We start from the raw sequence: 14,369 nt of genomic DNA on the forward strand, positions 1-14,369 counted from the left end.
TGCGGGACGATCATCGGATTCAAGTCACTTGCGGCCGCGCATCCGCCGCGCCACACTCTGGCTCAGGAGGCGTATCGCAAAGGGGATATCATCGATGAGATAACGCCGCAGCAGCCGGCCGGGCTCCTGAAACATGCGATGCACCCATTCCAGTCCGCACTTCTGCATCCAGATCGGCGCTCGGTGCACCTGCCCGCACAGAAAGCTCAAGCTGATGCCCACGCCCATCCACCATGCCCCCGGCGCCTCCGCCCGAAGCATATCGATCACGCGCTCCTGCTTGGGAAAACCCAGCGCGACATAAACAATGTCCGGCTTCGTCTCTCGCAACGACGCTCGGATCGCCGCCATCTGCTTTTCATCCTTGTCAAATCCGAACGGCGGGTAGTACGTGCCGGCGATGCGCAGCTTGGGGTAGCGTTCCATGAGCACCTTCGCCGCGCCTTCCGCCGCGCCTGCGTCGCCGCCGAGCAGATACACCGACCGACCCGCTTCCGCCGCGGCGCCGCTGAGCGTGCTGATCATCGTCGACCCCGCCACGCGCTGAGGCAGCGGCGTCCCCGCAAGGCGGCTCGCCCAGATCAGCGGCATCCCGTCCGCCAAAAACAAATCCGCCTTCCCGCACAGCGCCGGCACCTCCGGCTTCTGCGCCCACTGACGCAGCACATCCAGATTCATCGGCACGACCCACCCGCCGCGCCCCGCCTTCAGTCCGTCGATCACGAAACGCACCGCCTCCGCCTCCGTGACGACATGAAACTTCGCCCCGGCCAGATCGATCGTCGGCGTGTTCCGCTCAATGGTGTGAGTCAATGTCGCCACCGGCTCGCCGTCTCCTGGTTGATCCGTGCCGTCGCGCGCGTCTTGCCTTCAAACAGGCACATCCATTGATACCGTCTCAGAAACTTGCGGAACTCCGGGTTCTCGTAGCGCGGCAGGCGCTTGAGCATGCTCTTGACGTAGCCCCACCAGAGCATCAATCCCCCGATGAGAATCGGCGGGTGCAGCGAACGGTACAGCGCGCTGACCGTGATGTACGCCAGCCCCGTGCCCATGAAATACTGGCCGAATCCGTGACGCATCCGCCCCGTGATGATGCCCTTCTGACTCGAACCCATCGGTCGCAGATGAATGAACCGCAGCGCCGGCACATCGTCCCAACTCGCCGCGATCCACCCGTGCATGCGGCAATGATGACAGTCGATCCCGTCCCACATCACCTGATGCACGAACCCGCCGATCTCCTTGAAGCACGCCACGCGATAGAACTTGCTCATCCCCACCGACATCTCACTGCCGCATGGCTCCGGTTCGAGTTCCCCATCGGGCACCTCGATGAACGGCTTGCCGCTGCATGTCCCCATGCGCGGCTCCGCCTCCATGCGCTCGATCAATGTCTCAAAGTACCGCTCGGGCATATCCAGATCGAGATCGAACTTGCATACATAATCGAATTCGTCCGGATTGATCTTCTCGTAGCCGAAATAGAACGCCTCGACGACGCCCGGACCGACGCTGCGCTTGCCGCGGTCCTCCCGGCGGACGATCCGGATATACGGATATTTCGCCGCATATTCGGCCAGAATTGCCGGCGTCTCATCCGTCGATCCGTCGTCGACGATGAGCCAAAGCGCCGGCGGCACCGTCTGCCGAACCACACTCTCGAGCGTGCGGCGGGCATACTGCGCCTCGTCCCGGCAAGGCGTGATCAATGCGTACTTGCGTCCTTCACTCATCCCGACTTATCCGTCCGTCGACCAGGTCTGAAGCCCGTTGTAGTCGAACGCGAACTCCACGATCTGCCCGCCCATCTGCTCCAGCTTCTCCGCCACCTTGTGCTTCTTGTCGAATTCGCAGATGAAGAGCATGTACCCCCCCCCGCCGGCGCCCGTCACCTTCCCGCCCAGCGCGCCGACCTTCCGCGCCTCCGTGTACATCTCGTCGATGTGCGAAGTGCTGATCTTGCCCGCCATGCGCTTTTTCGATTCCCAACCTTCATGCAAGAGCGCCGCGAAATCCCGCAGCCGACCCTGCAACAGCGCCGCCTTCATCTCCACCGCGATCCGCTTGATCTCATCCATCGCCGCCACCGCATCGACATTCCCCTTGCGGAAATTGTCCGCCTGCTGACGGATGATGTTGTCGCCCATGCGCGTCCGGCCGGTGTAGCACAGCAGGCACGTGTATTGAAGCTCATTAAGCACTTCCGGCTTCACCCGCAGCGCGTTGACCACCACCGCCTGCTTGCTGAACTCGATGAAGTTCACGCCCCCGAACACCGCCGCGTACTGGTCCTGACGTCCGCCGGCGATCCCCAGATCGATCCGCTCGATCTCCCACGCCAGTTCCGCCATGTCGTAATCCGTCAGCGGCAGATTCTTCCAGTGCCGGAACAGTCCGAGCATCGCCACCGCCATCGTCGAACTCGATCCGAGTCCCGACCCCGGCGGCGCGTCCGAGTGTAAAAAGAATTCCAGACTCTTCTTGTCCTCCCCGTTGCTCTTCATCCGCTTGAGCACCGCCTTGACCAGGTCCAGCGATCCGTCGAATTTCAGATCGTCTTCGCCGGCGTACTTGGCGACCACGTCATAATCCAGCGAATGCACCGACATGCCCGGCTCGCCCCCGCTGACGCGCATCGATGCATAAGCGTACTTGTCGATCGTCACGCTCAGCACTGCCCCGCCGCGCTCGTCCATATATGGCGACACGTCCGTCCCGCCCCCGCCGAAGCTCAATCGCAACGGCGCTCGACTGCGAATAATCATGTTCCATCCCCTCTTTGGCGTTGTTGCATATATCGGGCAACCCGCTCGTATCCTTCAGGCGTCCCGATATCGCCGAAAAATCCGCTGTAATGTTGGGCCCAGAGCGTCCGCCCGTCCGACAGAACGCCCGGATAAGTTTCATACTCGATCGACACCGGCCGTCCCGCCGCGATGTACTCGAACACATCCCACTCAAGTGCGTACACCCCGCCGTTGATCCGCGCCGTCGCCGGGTCCACCGGGGCCTTTTCCTTGAACCCGATGATGCGCTCGTCGCTTTCGTCCAGTTCCAGCACGCCGTACTCCCCCGCGTTCGGCGGGCGGATCGTCACCAGCGTGCCGACCGTGCGATCGTCCGCCGCGACATGCCGCTCGTGCGCCGCGATCAGCGCCCGATAATCCAGGTCCGGCATGATCGAGTCGCCGTTCATCGCAATCAGCGGCCCGACCGCCAACTTGTCCATCGCATTGCGGATCGCCCCCGCCGTGCCGAGCAGCTCCTTCTCAATCGCATACTCGATCCTCACGCCCAGCCGCGATCCGTCCTGAAAATGATCCATTACCACCTGCGCCAGATGCCCGATCGCCAGCACCACCGTCCCGATCCCCGCATCGCGCAGCGCCTCGATCTGGTACTCCAGCAGCGGACGCTCCGCCACCGCCGCCATCGGCTTGGGCCGATCGCTGACGATCGAACGCAGCCGCGTCCCCAATCCCCCCGCCAAAATCACCGCTTGTCGGATCGCCATGACCGCGCTTACGCGAACTCCCGCTCGACCGCTTCGAGAATGATGTGCATCACCAGCGTGTGCGCTTCCTGAATCCGCGCCGTCTCGCTGTCCGCCACGATCAGTTCATGATCGCACTTGCCCGCCAATGGCCCCCCGCCTTTGCCCAGAAGCGCCGCCGTGAGGACGCCCTTCGCCTTCGCCGCTTCGACCGCGTGTTGGAACATCGCGCCGTTGCCGCTCGTCGTGAAGAACACCAGCACATCGCCCTTCTGGCCGAGCCCTTCGACCTGCCGGCTGAAGAGCCGCTCGTAGCCGTAATCATTGGCGATGCACGTAATGAGCGTCGGGTCCGCCACAAGCGACACGCCCGGCAGCGACCGGCGATTGCTCTTGAACCGCCCGACCAACTCCTCGGACATGTGCAGCGCATCGGCGGCGCTGCCCCCGTTGCCCGCCGTCATGATCTTGTTGCCGCGTTTCAGCGCGTCGATCACGACGCCGCTGATCTTCTCGATCGTCGCCGCCTGATCGCGCAGCGACAGAATCACGCGCCCGCTGTTTTCGATGGACTCGATGATCTGACGCGCCGCCTTCATTTGTTCTTCCTGTCGTTGTAGCCCTGCGGATGCTTCTGATGCCACGCCCACGCCGTCGCGACGACGTCCTTGATGTTCGGATATTTGGGCTTCCACCCGAGTTTCGACTTGAGTTTCGTCGGGTCCGCCACCAGGGCCGGTGCATCGCCGGGGCGACGCTTCGTGACTTCGTACGGAATCTTCTTACCCGTCACTTGCTCGCATGCGCGGTGAATATCCATCACGCTCTGACCGTTGCCCGTGCCGATGTTGAACACCTCCGCCGTCGTCGGCGTCGTTGCTTCGATCGCCAATAGATGCGCGCTCGCCAGGTCGCTCGTATGCACGTAGTCCCGCACGCATGTCCCGTCCGGCGTCGGATAGTCCGTGCCGAAGATCATGATCTTGTCGCGCTGACCCAGCGGTACCTGAAGCACCAGCGGAATGATGTGCGTCTCGGGCTGATGGTCCTCGCCGAACTCCCCGCTCTCGTCCGCCCCGGAAGCATTGAAGTACCGCAGCAGCGTGAAGCCCAGTCCGTACGCATGGGCGAAATCGCGAATCATCCACTCGACCGCCAGCTTCGTCCGCGCGTACGGACTGCACGGAATCTGCTGCGCCTCCTCGTTCATCGGCGGCTTGGGGTTCTCGCCATACGTCGCACACGTGCTCGAAAAGAGCATCCGCTTTACGTCCGCCTCACGCATCGCCCGCAAGAGACTCAGCGTGCCGGCGATATTGTTGCTGTAATGATAATCGGGATTCGTCACCGACTCGCCGACGTACGTTGCCGCCGCGAAATGCATCACCGCATCCGCCTTGAAATCCTTCATTGCCTGCGAGAGCGTCTTCGTATCCGCGATGTCCCCGACGATCAGCCGCCCGACCGCCGCCGCTTCATGACCTTCGCACAGATTGTCATACGCCATCGCCTCATGACCGTTCGCCACGACATGCCGTAAAGCTGCGCTTCCGACGTAGCCCGCACCGCCCGTGATAAATATCCGCATATTCGAAAACTCCTGATGATCAGCGCGCCTTCACCGCTGAGTTTGATGATTGAGTATCCGCTCCGGCGCCGCGCCCAGATCGTTCACCACTTCGTCGATCGCCGGGTGATCCGCATCGACCTTCGCACCGCACCCCGTCCGCACCAGCATCGTGCCACGGCAACCGGCATTCCGACCCGCCAGCACATCGCTCAGCGAATCACCGATCATCCACGAGCGCGACACGTCCAGATTGAGCTCGTCCGCCGCTCTCAGAAGCATGCCCGGCCCGGGTTTACGATCAGGATGATCGATCGTCTCCATGTCGTCGCACTTGGGCGCGTGCGGACTGAAATAGATGCCGTCGATCGTGACACCATGCTCGGCAAGCTGGCGATTCATTTCCTCATGAATGCGATCAAGCCCCTCGAGCGTCAGCAAGCCGCGCCCGATGACCGACTGATTCGTCACGATCACGCAGGCATAACCTGCCCGCTGAAACACCTTGATCGCCTCCGCGGCGCCGTCAATCAATTTGACAAGCGACGGGTCGATCAGGTGATGTACATGCTCGATCACCGTGCCGTCTCTATCAAGGAAGATCGCCGGGCTCACCGCTCCACCTCGCTCTGACATCCGAACACGCGCGGCGCATCCGCTTCCGCCGCAGCCAGCGCGCCCAGCGTGCCGATGTCCCGGTGATATCCGTCAAACGTGTACCCCCGCATCCGGCCAACGAACTTCGGCAGCACGTCAAATCCGAGATCGAAAGCATTCATGTCCGCCATCTCGCGATAGGCCTCCGCCGTCACCGCGTAGATCCCGGCATTCGCCAGATCCGACTTGGGCTCAGCGGGCTTTTCCACAAAGCTGATCACGCGCGATGCGTCGTCCAGCTCGACGATCCCCGCCTGTTTGGGCAAGGGATGATGAAACAGCAGCATCGTCATCGGGTCGCCATGCTCATGATGAAACGCCAGCATCGCCGCCAGGTCGACATTCGACAGATTGTCCGCGTAGATGATTAATACATCCGTCGCATCGTCGGCGAAATCCCGATTGGCGTGAATCGTCCCCGCGGAGCCGAGCAGTTTCGGCTCGTAAGATTCGGTCAGATGAAATTGCCCTTCGACATTCTTTTGCGCGATGTAACGACGGACTGCATCGGGGAGGTGATGCGTATTGATCCGCACCTCTGTCGCGCCCGCCGGCCCCAGCGCATCGAACCAATAGTCCAACAGCGGCCGCCCCGCGATGGGCACAAGGCACTTGGGCACCGTGTCCGTCACCGGACGCAGCCGCGTCCCCAATCCGCCCGCCAACAGCAATGCTTTTGTCTTGGTCATACGCTGTTTGCCGATGATTCCTCGCCGGTTCAGGTGCTTTCACGCAGACCAAAGATATTCAACTGAAGATCATTCCGCCGATCCGTCGGCCGCTCGCGCAGCGGGTGCTTCGGACAGTAGTCCGTCTGGACGTACATGCGGAATCCGCATTCCGCCAGCAGATTCATGAACTCCGCCAACCGCTGCGGCTCCTTCGCCGGGGAATGGAATTCGACGAACAGACGCTTCACATTCCCCATCAGATGCTTGCACGCCGGCATCACGTCGATTTCCGCGCCTTCGATATCCAGTTTCAGCAGGTCGACCGGCTCTTCCAAGTAGCTTTGGAGGCGAACGGCCGGCACGGTCATGCCGCCGCCGTTGCCGACGCCGCCATACGAAATGTGACCGCCTTCGATACCTTCATTCACGAAGGTCACCGAATCCCCCTCCACCGTCACGGCCGCGTGAACGACTTCCACATCGTTGAGTCCGGCCGAGGCCACATTGTGACGGAGCACTTCCGCGATATTGCGATCCGCCTCGATGGCGGTGATCCGGGCTCCGGGATACTGCTGCTTGAAATACAGCACCGACACTCCGATGTTGGCTCCCACATCCAGAATGCGCGGCTTGTCCGTCCCGCAACTGAACGCATACATCTCACGCTGCATGATCACCAGATGCTGAAGCGCCGCCGAGCGACCGTCGACGAACCGAAACGTCGGGCCGAACAAGCTTGTCTGTCCGTCCTGTTTGGGCGGCAGCGCGCGAAGCCGCTGATCTTCGCGGTATTGCGCATCGGTCATCATCCGAACCATTCTTTCAAGACGGTGAAACATGCATCTTTTCCTCAGCAAAGCGCGAACGGTATCTATTTCGTCACGTCGCGCACGACGTTCATCTTCGCCATCTGTTTGTTGCAGTAATCGAGAATCTGATCAAGATTGCTCGCCTGATCGAGCCAGCCCTTGTACGCCTCGACGCTGTCGATCACCGTCCGCTGCGGTTTCCAGCCCAGCGCCTTGAGCTTGCTCACATCCGAGCGAATGTGGCGTGTGTCGCCAAAACGATACTTTCCGCATGGTTTGGGTTCGTAATCCTTGCGTCCGAACACTTCCGCGACCACGCTCGCGAATTGCGAGACGGTCATCGCGTGATCACCGCCGACGTTGAACATTTCGTAGTTGGCCTTGTCGCTGTCGAGTACGCAAAGATTCGCAGCGACCACATCGTGAATATTCACAAAGTCGCGAATTTGCTTCCCATCTTCGTAAATCATCGGGTCCGAGCCCTGATGAAAACTTAGACAAAACACACGGCAGGCGCCGCTGTAGGCGTTATAGAAACTTTGACGCGGTCCCTGCACGATCGAATAGCGCATCGCCACGGTCGGTATGTCATAGCGTTTGCCCAGATTCAGCGCGACGCTTTCCTCCGCGATCTTGCTCAGGCCATACTGGTTCTGCGGATTGGCGACCGTCTCATCGGTGGGCTGCCACTGGATCGGCCCGCGGAAGCCCGCCGGGGCCTGAATCTCCCAGATGCCTTTGCGAAGCTGACTCTCAGGCCGAATGTCCGGGAGCAGCGGCTTGCCGCCCGCGTCGTGGTACAGGCCTTCGCCCAGCGCCGCCTGACTGGACGCGACGACGACCTTCTTGACCGGCAGTTTCTTTCGCACGATCAATTCGAAGATCAGGGCGGTGGACGTCACGTTCACATCGAAGAATCGACTGAAGATCGGCAGGTAATCCTGAAACGCCGCAAGATGGTACACCACATCGACGCCGCGCAGTGCTTCGAGCATCAGATTCGCATCGCGCACATCGCCGCGCACCAGTTCGATACGCGGATCGAGATAGTCGGGCACGCGGTGGCCTGGGTGCACGGGCTCTTCGAGTGAATCGAGCACGCGGACCTTGTAGCCGCGCGCCAGTAAGGCATCCGCCGTGTGTGAACCAATGAAACCCGCGCCGCCGGTGATCAATGCTTTCATATTCGCATGCTCGTTCCGACCGCTCAGCTCGCCGCTGAACTGGTCGAGGTCAGTTTCTGATTTTCAAAAAGATGCACGCCACAGTCCACTTTGCCTTCATCGGCGATCGGCCGCAACCCATGCTCGGCCAGTACGCGGAGCATCGGCTGATAGTCCGCCTGTCGGTGCATTTCCATGAACAGGTATCTGCAGCGGGTCAGCGCATCGATGGCCGGCTTTCCACTCAGAAGCACCTCTGACTCCGCGCCTTCGATATCGATTTTGCATAGGTCGATGATGCCATCGCCCAGATGCTCGTCGATCAGCGCATCGAGCGTCCGTCCCTGCACACTTCGACGATAGCGGGTGTCGGCCTTGTCGATATCGCCATAGATGTTGTCGCCAGTTGATCCGGGGCCGAAGTCGCATTCAATGACGCGTTCGTCCGCACAGACGGCCGCGTTGATGACCGCCGCGTCGATGGCGAAGTTGTTGCGAACATTGAATCGAAGCCGTTCATATGTGCGCGGGTTCATCTCGACGCAGAGCAGTTTCGCGATGTCGTAACCCTGCGACAGAAGGAGCAGCGAAAACCCGCCGACGTTGGCCCCGAGATCGGCGATGGCCGCCCTTGCGGGTATTCTCACGCGGCTTAGAAACCGCTTGTACATGTCGCCGGCGATGCAGCCGACAATGGAACCTGCGTCGGCGGCGCGATGATCGACGATCGCTTCGAATTTTCCAAAGCGATACACCTGCACCTTAGTGCGGCGGCAAAACAGCCGCTCAAGGAGCAGTTGTCCGAAATTATCGAACTGGCGCAGATTGTTGATTTTTTGGAATAAGGAGCCGGCCATGTCGACCTCGCTCGTAAGCGGACGATCCGTTGAACAATTTGATGGTTGTCAGGACACAGGCATGGCAAGCAGGCGGCTCTTGAACGCCTGGGTGATGATGTGCCCGACGGACAAGTGCAGGTCTTCGAGGATGCCGTAGTTTTCGGTCGGGACGTTGATGTGAATGTGTCCCATCGGCCCGATCTTTCCGCCTTTGAAACCGGTCAGGCAGGCGAGCGTCAGACCGTTGTCGCGGGCGTATTGACAGGCGCGGACGACATTGGGGGAATTGCCGGAGCCGCTGATGGCGATCGCCAGATCACCAGGTCTGCCATAAGCTTGCAGCGGGTAGACGAAGGTGTCGTCATAGGTGATGTCATTGCCGATCGCGGTGGTCAGCCCGTAGTTGTCGCAAAGGGAGATCGCACGAAGGCGACGGTGGCCGGGCACGGTGGCGGTCTTGACCATATCGGTGATGAAGTGGCTGGCGGTGTAGGCGGAGCCGCCGTTGCCGAAGACGATGACCTGCTGGTCCGCGTCCCATGCCTGATAGAGCGCCTCGGTCAGCGCGTCGACCTGCGCCGGATCGACGCGAGCGGAGAGCGTCGCCAGTTCCTTGAAGTATTGAGCCGCGTCAGTGCAAATGTTGCCAGCCATGTCATGAATCCTCTCGTCAGTAGTAGCCGGTTTCGATGCGATTTTATCTATTTACTGGTTGTGGAGAAGGCGCTGATGATCGCTGATGTAGATCACGCGGCCGCCGCGCCGGTCCATGCCGAACGTCAGCTCGCGCGGGCGGCCCAGCGCATCGCGGATCAGTTCGTGACGCTCGGGCGGGGCCATGAGCAGAAGGAATCCGCCGCCGCCGGCGCCGAGCAGTTTGCCGCCCTGTGCGCCGAGTTTGCGGGCCTGCTGATACCATTCGTCGACCATCTGCACCGCGATGCCGAATCCGAGCGAGCGCTTCAGCTCCCAACCTTCATGCAGAATGCGGGCGAATTCATCGAGGTTTCCCTCGCCGCCCAGCGCGCCGCGCATTTCGCCGGCCAGATCGCGCATCTGCCGCAGCACGGACATGCGGTCCTTCGTGCCGTCGGACTGCTGTTGAAGAATCTTGTCCGCATCGCGCTGCTGGTTGGTATAGAGCAGGATGATGCGGCGTTTGAGTTCGTCCATCGTTTCGGGCCGGGCGGGCACGGGTTCGACGTCGACGGTGTCATCGCAGTTGAAACGGATGTAATTGAGCCCGCCGAATGCGGCGGCGTACTGATCCTGCTTACCGATAGGTTTGCCGAGGATGTCGATCTCGATCTTACATGCCTGCTCCGCCAGATTCTTGGCGCTGACGATCTGGCCCTTGTAGGCGTAGAGCGCCGAGAGCAGGCCGACGGTCAGCGAACTGGAGGAGCCCATCCCGGTGCCTGCGGGGACGTCGCCGATGGTGGTGATCTCCAGGTGACGCCCGAGTCCGGTCATGCGCAGGACTTCGCGCACAATGGTGTGCTGAATGTTGCTCACGCCGTCGGCGACTTCGGTCTTGGAATAGGCGACGCGCGTCGTCGGTTCGAATCGCGGGCTGACGGTGACGTACATGTGCTTGTCGATCGCCATCGACAAGACCGCCCCGTATTCCTGTTTATAGAACGCCGGCAGGTCCGTGCCCCCGCCCGCGAAGCTCACTCGATACGGCGTCTGCGAAATAATCATCCGTTTCTCCCAGCCGCGAGCGGCTCCTTGAGGTCAATCATCACCGGCGCGTCGCCCATGCCCAGCTTCGCGCGATAGCGGCGCATCAGCGGTTCGAGCGAGCGCGTGATGTCAAAGCGTTCACATACCCACTCGCGCCCCGCCGCCGCATACTGACGCGCCAGCGGTTCATCATCCATCATGCGTTCGATCGCATTGGCGAGCGGTTCGACCTGCTCGGGCTCGACCAGCAGGCCGGTTTTGCCGTCGATGACGAGGTCGGGGTTGCCGACGAGCCGTGTGGTGATCGCCGGAATGCCGCAGGCCATGCCTTCCATCGTGAGCTGCGGCAGGCCGTCGACGTCGTCGTCCTTGGCCCAGACGCATGCGAGGACGAAGACATCGCCGGTCCGCATGAAGGCGGGGATGCCTTCCTGTGTGAGCGGCTTGCCCGTGACGCTGATGCGGTCGTCGAGCGCGCGATCCGTGACGCGCTGCTTAAGCTCCGTCTCGAGCGGCCCGCTGCCGGCGATGACGCATTCAAAGTCCCGCCCGCGATCGGCCAGCACCTTGCACGCGTCGATGAGATACTCAAAGCCCTTCTTTCCAACGAGTCGCCCCGCGGAAAGGATGCGATAGCGTTCGCCCGCCGCACGCTGGCGCTGCATCGGTGAAAACAGCGACGTGTCGATGCCGCAGTAGGCGATCTCAAGCTGCTCCGGCCGGGCGCCTTCCTTGAGGAAAAAGTCGCGGTGGAACGAGCTGATGCAGATGATGAACTCCGCGCGCCTGATCTTCGTCTTCAGGGCCGCCCGATTGCGGAAAAGATCCGCGGCGTGACCCGTGAAACTGAACGATTTGCCGAGCAGCCACGCACCGTACATCCCGATCGAACCCGACGAGTGGGCCCATTGGCTGTGAATATGGCTGACTTTTTCGTGACGGATCGTGCGGGCCCAGTGACAAGCCACGATCAGGTGCGCCAGCGTCGCGAGCCGCGCCCGCATCGACTCGCGCGGCCCGAAGAGCGCTTCGCCCAGCGCCGCGAAGAACCGGCCGCCGAACAGGAACGGCGCCGCGAGCATCGAGAGGATCAATCCGATCGGCGGCAGCGGATAGAGCACGTTCGTCCGGCGATTGAGTTCGGCGGCCCACGGCGATTCAAATAGCTTCTGCTCGGGGCGGCGCATGGCGTGGAGTCGAAAGGGAATGCCCGACCGCTGCACGATGTTCAGCTCGTTGCCGACCCATGGCTGACCGAGCCCCTGCGTTGTCATGTAATGAATCATCAGGCGTGTCCAGCCATCGCTCGCGCGTCGGTCGGGGTCATCGCCGCCGCCGCCTCGCCATTAAAACATCGGTCCAATCCCTGCTCGACATCGAAACGCGGTTGCCATCCGAGCGTCTTTTTCGCCGCGACGTTCGTGTAGCGCAGCGGCTTGCATCGCGCCATCAGACTCGGCGTCCGCAGAATCTGCGGCAATTTCGCCTTCCCGCGGAAGATCCGCCGATTCGTCCCCGTCGCCAACCCCGCCAATATCCGCATCAGCGTGTACGCCACCGGGATCACCCGCGGGCGCGGACGCAGGCGCTGCTGGAGCAGCCGTGCATACTGCTGCTGCGTGAGCGTCTGGTCATCGACGATGTTGAGCACTTTGCCGATCGCCGCATCCGACTCGGCGGCGAGGACGATCGCCTGTGCGCAATTTTCGACATACGTCAGCGGCAATATCGCGCCGGCGCCGATGCGGAGCCAGAGGTTCGCGCCGAGTTTCATGCCCAATCGCGAGGTGTACTCATTGCCCGGCCCGAAGATCACGCCCGGCCGCAACACGGTCCAGCGGAAGCCGGTGCTCCGTGTGACAAGCTGTTCCTGCGCGAGCTTGGCCTGGCAATACGCGTCGCGTTCGGCCGGTACGGCGACGAGCGGCGAAGCTTCATCGACGATGCTGCCCGTCGGAATATGCTGATAGTCGAAGACGCTGAAAGAACTGATCACGATCAGCCGATCGACTTTCGCTTCGTGCATCGCCGTCATCAGGTGCCGCGTCCCATCCACCGTGACGGCCATCTGCGATTTCAAGTCGCCCGATTTGGCGGACGCGAGATGGATCACCGTGTCCACACCCGCCAGCGCGGCGGACAGATCACCGGGCGTGTGAAGATCCGCCCGCACGAACGTGACATTCGCAGGCGTTTCGGCGACATCGCGGCGTGTCAGGGCGATCACCTGATGCCCCCGCCGCAGCGCTTCGGCGACAACGTATCGCCCGAGGAATCCGGTCGCGCCCGTAATAAGCAGTTTCATCGCGCGGCCCCCGCCTCTGCGGGCGACTGAGCCCAGGGCATCGGCTCGACCGGGTCGAAGGTCGTGGTCATCTGATACGTCCCGGCGTTTTCCATGGCGTTATTAAGCTGCAGTGTCAGTTCGTTGACATGCAGGCAGAAGAGGGCGTTTAAGCGCGGTTCGCGGTGCTGGGCGATCGCCTCGGCCATCTCGGCGATGCCTCGGCAGAAGTCGCGCCGCTGCGATCCGCGGTATTTGACCTGCTTGTGATGCAGTCCGACCATCGGGTAACGCCTGCGCCACGGATTGAGCAGCATTTTCCGGCGGATTCGCAGGTATTTCTGGACGCGCACCGGCGAGCGATCGCTGCGCGGATCATCGACGCTCAACACGCCCTCGTCGCCGACGATCGTCATCGTGTGATTGCGCGGCGCGACGATGCCGCAGGTCAGCCGGGCGACGACGCCGCTGACGAACTGGATGCACCCGACGGAAAAGTCAGGGGCGGAGTTGTCCGGCGACTCGCCCGCCACCTTGTCGGGATACAGGCGACTCGAAAAAGCGGTGACTGACTTGGCCGGTCCGAAGTAGGCGCAGAGCCAGGTCAGCACATAACCGGCATGCTCGACGGTGCAGCCGGTGGCGAATTCATCGACGGCGGGCCAGGCGACGCCGGCTTCGTTGATCCATCGTTGATACGGCATCAGGTGCGTCATGCCGTCGTCCATCTCGGCGTACGCGAGTTTGACATCGCCGACCTGCCGCTCGCGCAGGGCTTTCCAGAGCGTCTGCGCCGCTTCGTTGAGCAGCGTGCAGGGCGCGGAGGACAATGCGAGGCCGCGCGCTTTGGCGAGTTCGACAAGCTGGCGCGCTTCGCCGAGGTCCATGGCCAGCGGCTTTTCCGTGTAGACATGTTTGCCCGCTTCGAGACACGCGCGCGTCACGGCGTAATGGCTCGACGGGTTCGTCAGGTTCAGCACCAGCTCGACGCGCTCGTCCGCGAGCAATTTGTCGAACGAGGCGTAATCCTCGCAGCCGCACAGCTCGGCCATTTTGCGCGAGCGATCGGCATCGCGGTCAAAGACGCCGACGAGCGTCAACTGCGGATGCAGCGGCAGCGTGAGCCGGTACATATTCGCCACGTAGCCACAGCCGACGATCGCCAACTTCATCGCTCGCTCCAGAGGCCTTCGTCGA

General features: G+C 61.9%; 16 protein-coding genes. All 16 read right to left on the minus strand.

Features of this window, described 5'->3' with window-relative positions; translation table 11 throughout:
- Window positions 1-24 precede the first annotated feature (24 nt).
- The 16 genes from GC162_01370 to GC162_01445 all read right to left on the minus strand — a co-directional run bounded on the left by GC162_01370 (window position 25) and on the right by GC162_01445 (window position 14,344).
- Complete coding sequence (locus tag GC162_01370; GenBank protein MBI1367283.1) at window positions 25-678, minus strand: WecB/TagA/CpsF family glycosyltransferase; 654 nt, start codon at window positions 676-678, stop codon at window positions 25-27.
- A 131-nt stretch (window positions 679-809) separates the two neighbouring features.
- Window positions 810-1,736 carry a glycosyltransferase gene (locus GC162_01375; protein MBI1367284.1) on the minus strand — a complete coding sequence of 309 codons (927 nt, stop codon included), beginning with the start codon at window positions 1,734-1,736 and terminating at the stop codon, window positions 810-812.
- Between the two features lie 6 nt (window positions 1,737-1,742).
- Window positions 1,743-2,768, minus strand: a complete 1,026-nt coding sequence (locus GC162_01380) for a GHMP kinase (GenBank protein MBI1367285.1) — start codon at window positions 2,766-2,768, stop codon at window positions 1,743-1,745.
- A complete protein-coding gene (locus tag GC162_01385; protein MBI1367286.1) occupies window positions 2,765-3,517 on the minus strand; it encodes an NTP transferase domain-containing protein in 753 nt (250 codons plus the stop codon). Before GC162_01385 ends, GC162_01380 begins: the two co-directional genes overlap by 4 nt.
- 8 nt (window positions 3,518-3,525) lie before the next feature.
- On the minus strand, window positions 3,526-4,095 hold the full coding sequence (locus tag GC162_01390; GenBank protein ID MBI1367287.1) for an SIS domain-containing protein: 570 nt from the start codon (window positions 4,093-4,095) through the stop codon (window positions 3,526-3,528).
- Window positions 4,092-5,084 carry a UDP-glucose 4-epimerase GalE gene (galE, locus tag GC162_01395; protein MBI1367288.1) on the minus strand — a complete coding sequence of 331 codons (993 nt, stop codon included), beginning with the start codon at window positions 5,082-5,084 and terminating at the stop codon, window positions 4,092-4,094. Before galE ends, GC162_01390 begins: the two co-directional genes overlap by 4 nt.
- 30 nt (window positions 5,085-5,114) lie before the next feature.
- Window positions 5,115-5,699 carry an HAD-IIIA family hydrolase gene (locus GC162_01400; GenBank protein MBI1367289.1) on the minus strand — a complete coding sequence of 195 codons (585 nt, stop codon included), beginning with the start codon at window positions 5,697-5,699 and terminating at the stop codon, window positions 5,115-5,117.
- Window positions 5,675-6,409 carry an NTP transferase domain-containing protein gene (locus tag GC162_01405; GenBank protein MBI1367290.1) on the minus strand — a complete coding sequence of 245 codons (735 nt, stop codon included), beginning with the start codon at window positions 6,407-6,409 and terminating at the stop codon, window positions 5,675-5,677. The genes GC162_01400 and GC162_01405 overlap by 25 nt, the downstream gene beginning before the upstream one ends.
- 29 nt (window positions 6,410-6,438) lie before the next feature.
- Window positions 6,439-7,230 (minus strand): FkbM family methyltransferase, encoded by a 792-nt coding sequence (locus GC162_01410; GenBank protein ID MBI1367291.1) that lies wholly within the window; start codon window positions 7,228-7,230, stop codon window positions 6,439-6,441.
- A gap of 32 nt (window positions 7,231-7,262) precedes the next feature.
- On the minus strand, window positions 7,263-8,384 hold the full coding sequence (locus GC162_01415; GenBank protein MBI1367292.1) for an SDR family NAD(P)-dependent oxidoreductase: 1,122 nt from the start codon (window positions 8,382-8,384) through the stop codon (window positions 7,263-7,265).
- Window positions 8,385-8,407: 23 nt separating this feature from the next.
- Complete coding sequence (locus GC162_01420; protein ID MBI1367293.1) at window positions 8,408-9,220, minus strand: FkbM family methyltransferase; 813 nt, start codon at window positions 9,218-9,220, stop codon at window positions 8,408-8,410.
- A 48-nt stretch (window positions 9,221-9,268) separates the two neighbouring features.
- On the minus strand, window positions 9,269-9,856 hold the full coding sequence (locus GC162_01425) for an SIS domain-containing protein (GenBank protein MBI1367294.1): 588 nt from the start codon (window positions 9,854-9,856) through the stop codon (window positions 9,269-9,271).
- 51 nt (window positions 9,857-9,907) lie between these two features.
- Entirely contained in the window at window positions 9,908-10,906 is a 999-nt protein-coding gene (locus tag GC162_01430; protein ID MBI1367295.1) for a GHMP kinase, read from the minus strand.
- A complete protein-coding gene (locus GC162_01435) occupies window positions 10,903-12,174 on the minus strand; it encodes a glycosyltransferase (protein ID MBI1367296.1) in 1,272 nt (423 codons plus the stop codon). The genes GC162_01430 and GC162_01435 overlap by 4 nt, the downstream gene beginning before the upstream one ends.
- A complete protein-coding gene (locus GC162_01440) occupies window positions 12,174-13,193 on the minus strand; it encodes an NAD(P)H-binding protein (protein ID MBI1367297.1) in 1,020 nt (339 codons plus the stop codon). Before GC162_01440 ends, GC162_01435 begins: the two co-directional genes overlap by 1 nt.
- Window positions 13,190-14,344 carry a gfo/Idh/MocA family oxidoreductase gene (locus tag GC162_01445; protein MBI1367298.1) on the minus strand — a complete coding sequence of 385 codons (1,155 nt, stop codon included), beginning with the start codon at window positions 14,342-14,344 and terminating at the stop codon, window positions 13,190-13,192. The genes GC162_01440 and GC162_01445 overlap by 4 nt, the downstream gene beginning before the upstream one ends.
- Window positions 14,345-14,369 lie beyond the last annotated feature (25 nt).

Source organism: Planctomycetota bacterium (genome assembly GCA_016125255.1).
Classification (GTDB): Bacteria; Planctomycetota; Phycisphaerae; order Phycisphaerales; family Zrk34; genus RI-421.

Bases quoted from the DNA above. Each gene is read 5' to 3' on its own strand.
- GC162_01370 (MBI1367283.1), bottom strand. From the start codon at position 678: ATGAATCTGGATGTGCTGCGTCAGTGGGCGCAGAAGCCGGAGGTGCCG.
- GC162_01375 (MBI1367284.1), bottom strand. From the start codon at position 1,736: ATGAGTGAAGGACGCAAGTACGCATTGATCACGCCTTGCCGGGACGAG.
- GC162_01380 (MBI1367285.1), bottom strand. From the start codon at position 2,768: ATGATTATTCGCAGTCGAGCGCCGTTGCGATTGAGCTTCGGCGGGGGC.
- GC162_01385 (MBI1367286.1), bottom strand. From the start codon at position 3,517: ATGGCGATCCGACAAGCGGTGATTTTGGCGGGGGGATTGGGGACGCGG.
- GC162_01390 (MBI1367287.1), bottom strand. From the start codon at position 4,095: ATGAAGGCGGCGCGTCAGATCATCGAGTCCATCGAAAACAGCGGGCGC.
- galE (MBI1367288.1), bottom strand. From the start codon at position 5,084: ATGCGGATATTTATCACGGGCGGTGCGGGCTACGTCGGAAGCGCAGCT.
- GC162_01400 (MBI1367289.1), bottom strand. From the start codon at position 5,699: ATGTCAGAGCGAGGTGGAGCGGTGAGCCCGGCGATCTTCCTTGATAGA.
- GC162_01405 (MBI1367290.1), bottom strand. From the start codon at position 6,409: ATGACCAAGACAAAAGCATTGCTGTTGGCGGGCGGATTGGGGACGCGG.
- GC162_01410 (MBI1367291.1), bottom strand. From the start codon at position 7,230: ATGTTTCACCGTCTTGAAAGAATGGTTCGGATGATGACCGATGCGCAA.
- GC162_01415 (MBI1367292.1), bottom strand. From the start codon at position 8,384: ATGAAAGCATTGATCACCGGCGGCGCGGGTTTCATTGGTTCACACACG.
- GC162_01420 (MBI1367293.1), bottom strand. From the start codon at position 9,220: ATGGCCGGCTCCTTATTCCAAAAAATCAACAATCTGCGCCAGTTCGAT.
- GC162_01425 (MBI1367294.1), bottom strand. From the start codon at position 9,856: ATGGCTGGCAACATTTGCACTGACGCGGCTCAATACTTCAAGGAACTG.
- GC162_01430 (MBI1367295.1), bottom strand. From the start codon at position 10,906: ATGATTATTTCGCAGACGCCGTATCGAGTGAGCTTCGCGGGCGGGGGC.
- GC162_01435 (MBI1367296.1), bottom strand. From the start codon at position 12,174: ATGATTCATTACATGACAACGCAGGGGCTCGGTCAGCCATGGGTCGGC.
- GC162_01440 (MBI1367297.1), bottom strand. From the start codon at position 13,193: ATGAAACTGCTTATTACGGGCGCGACCGGATTCCTCGGGCGATACGTT.
- GC162_01445 (MBI1367298.1), bottom strand. From the start codon at position 14,344: ATGAAGTTGGCGATCGTCGGCTGTGGCTACGTGGCGAATATGTACCGG.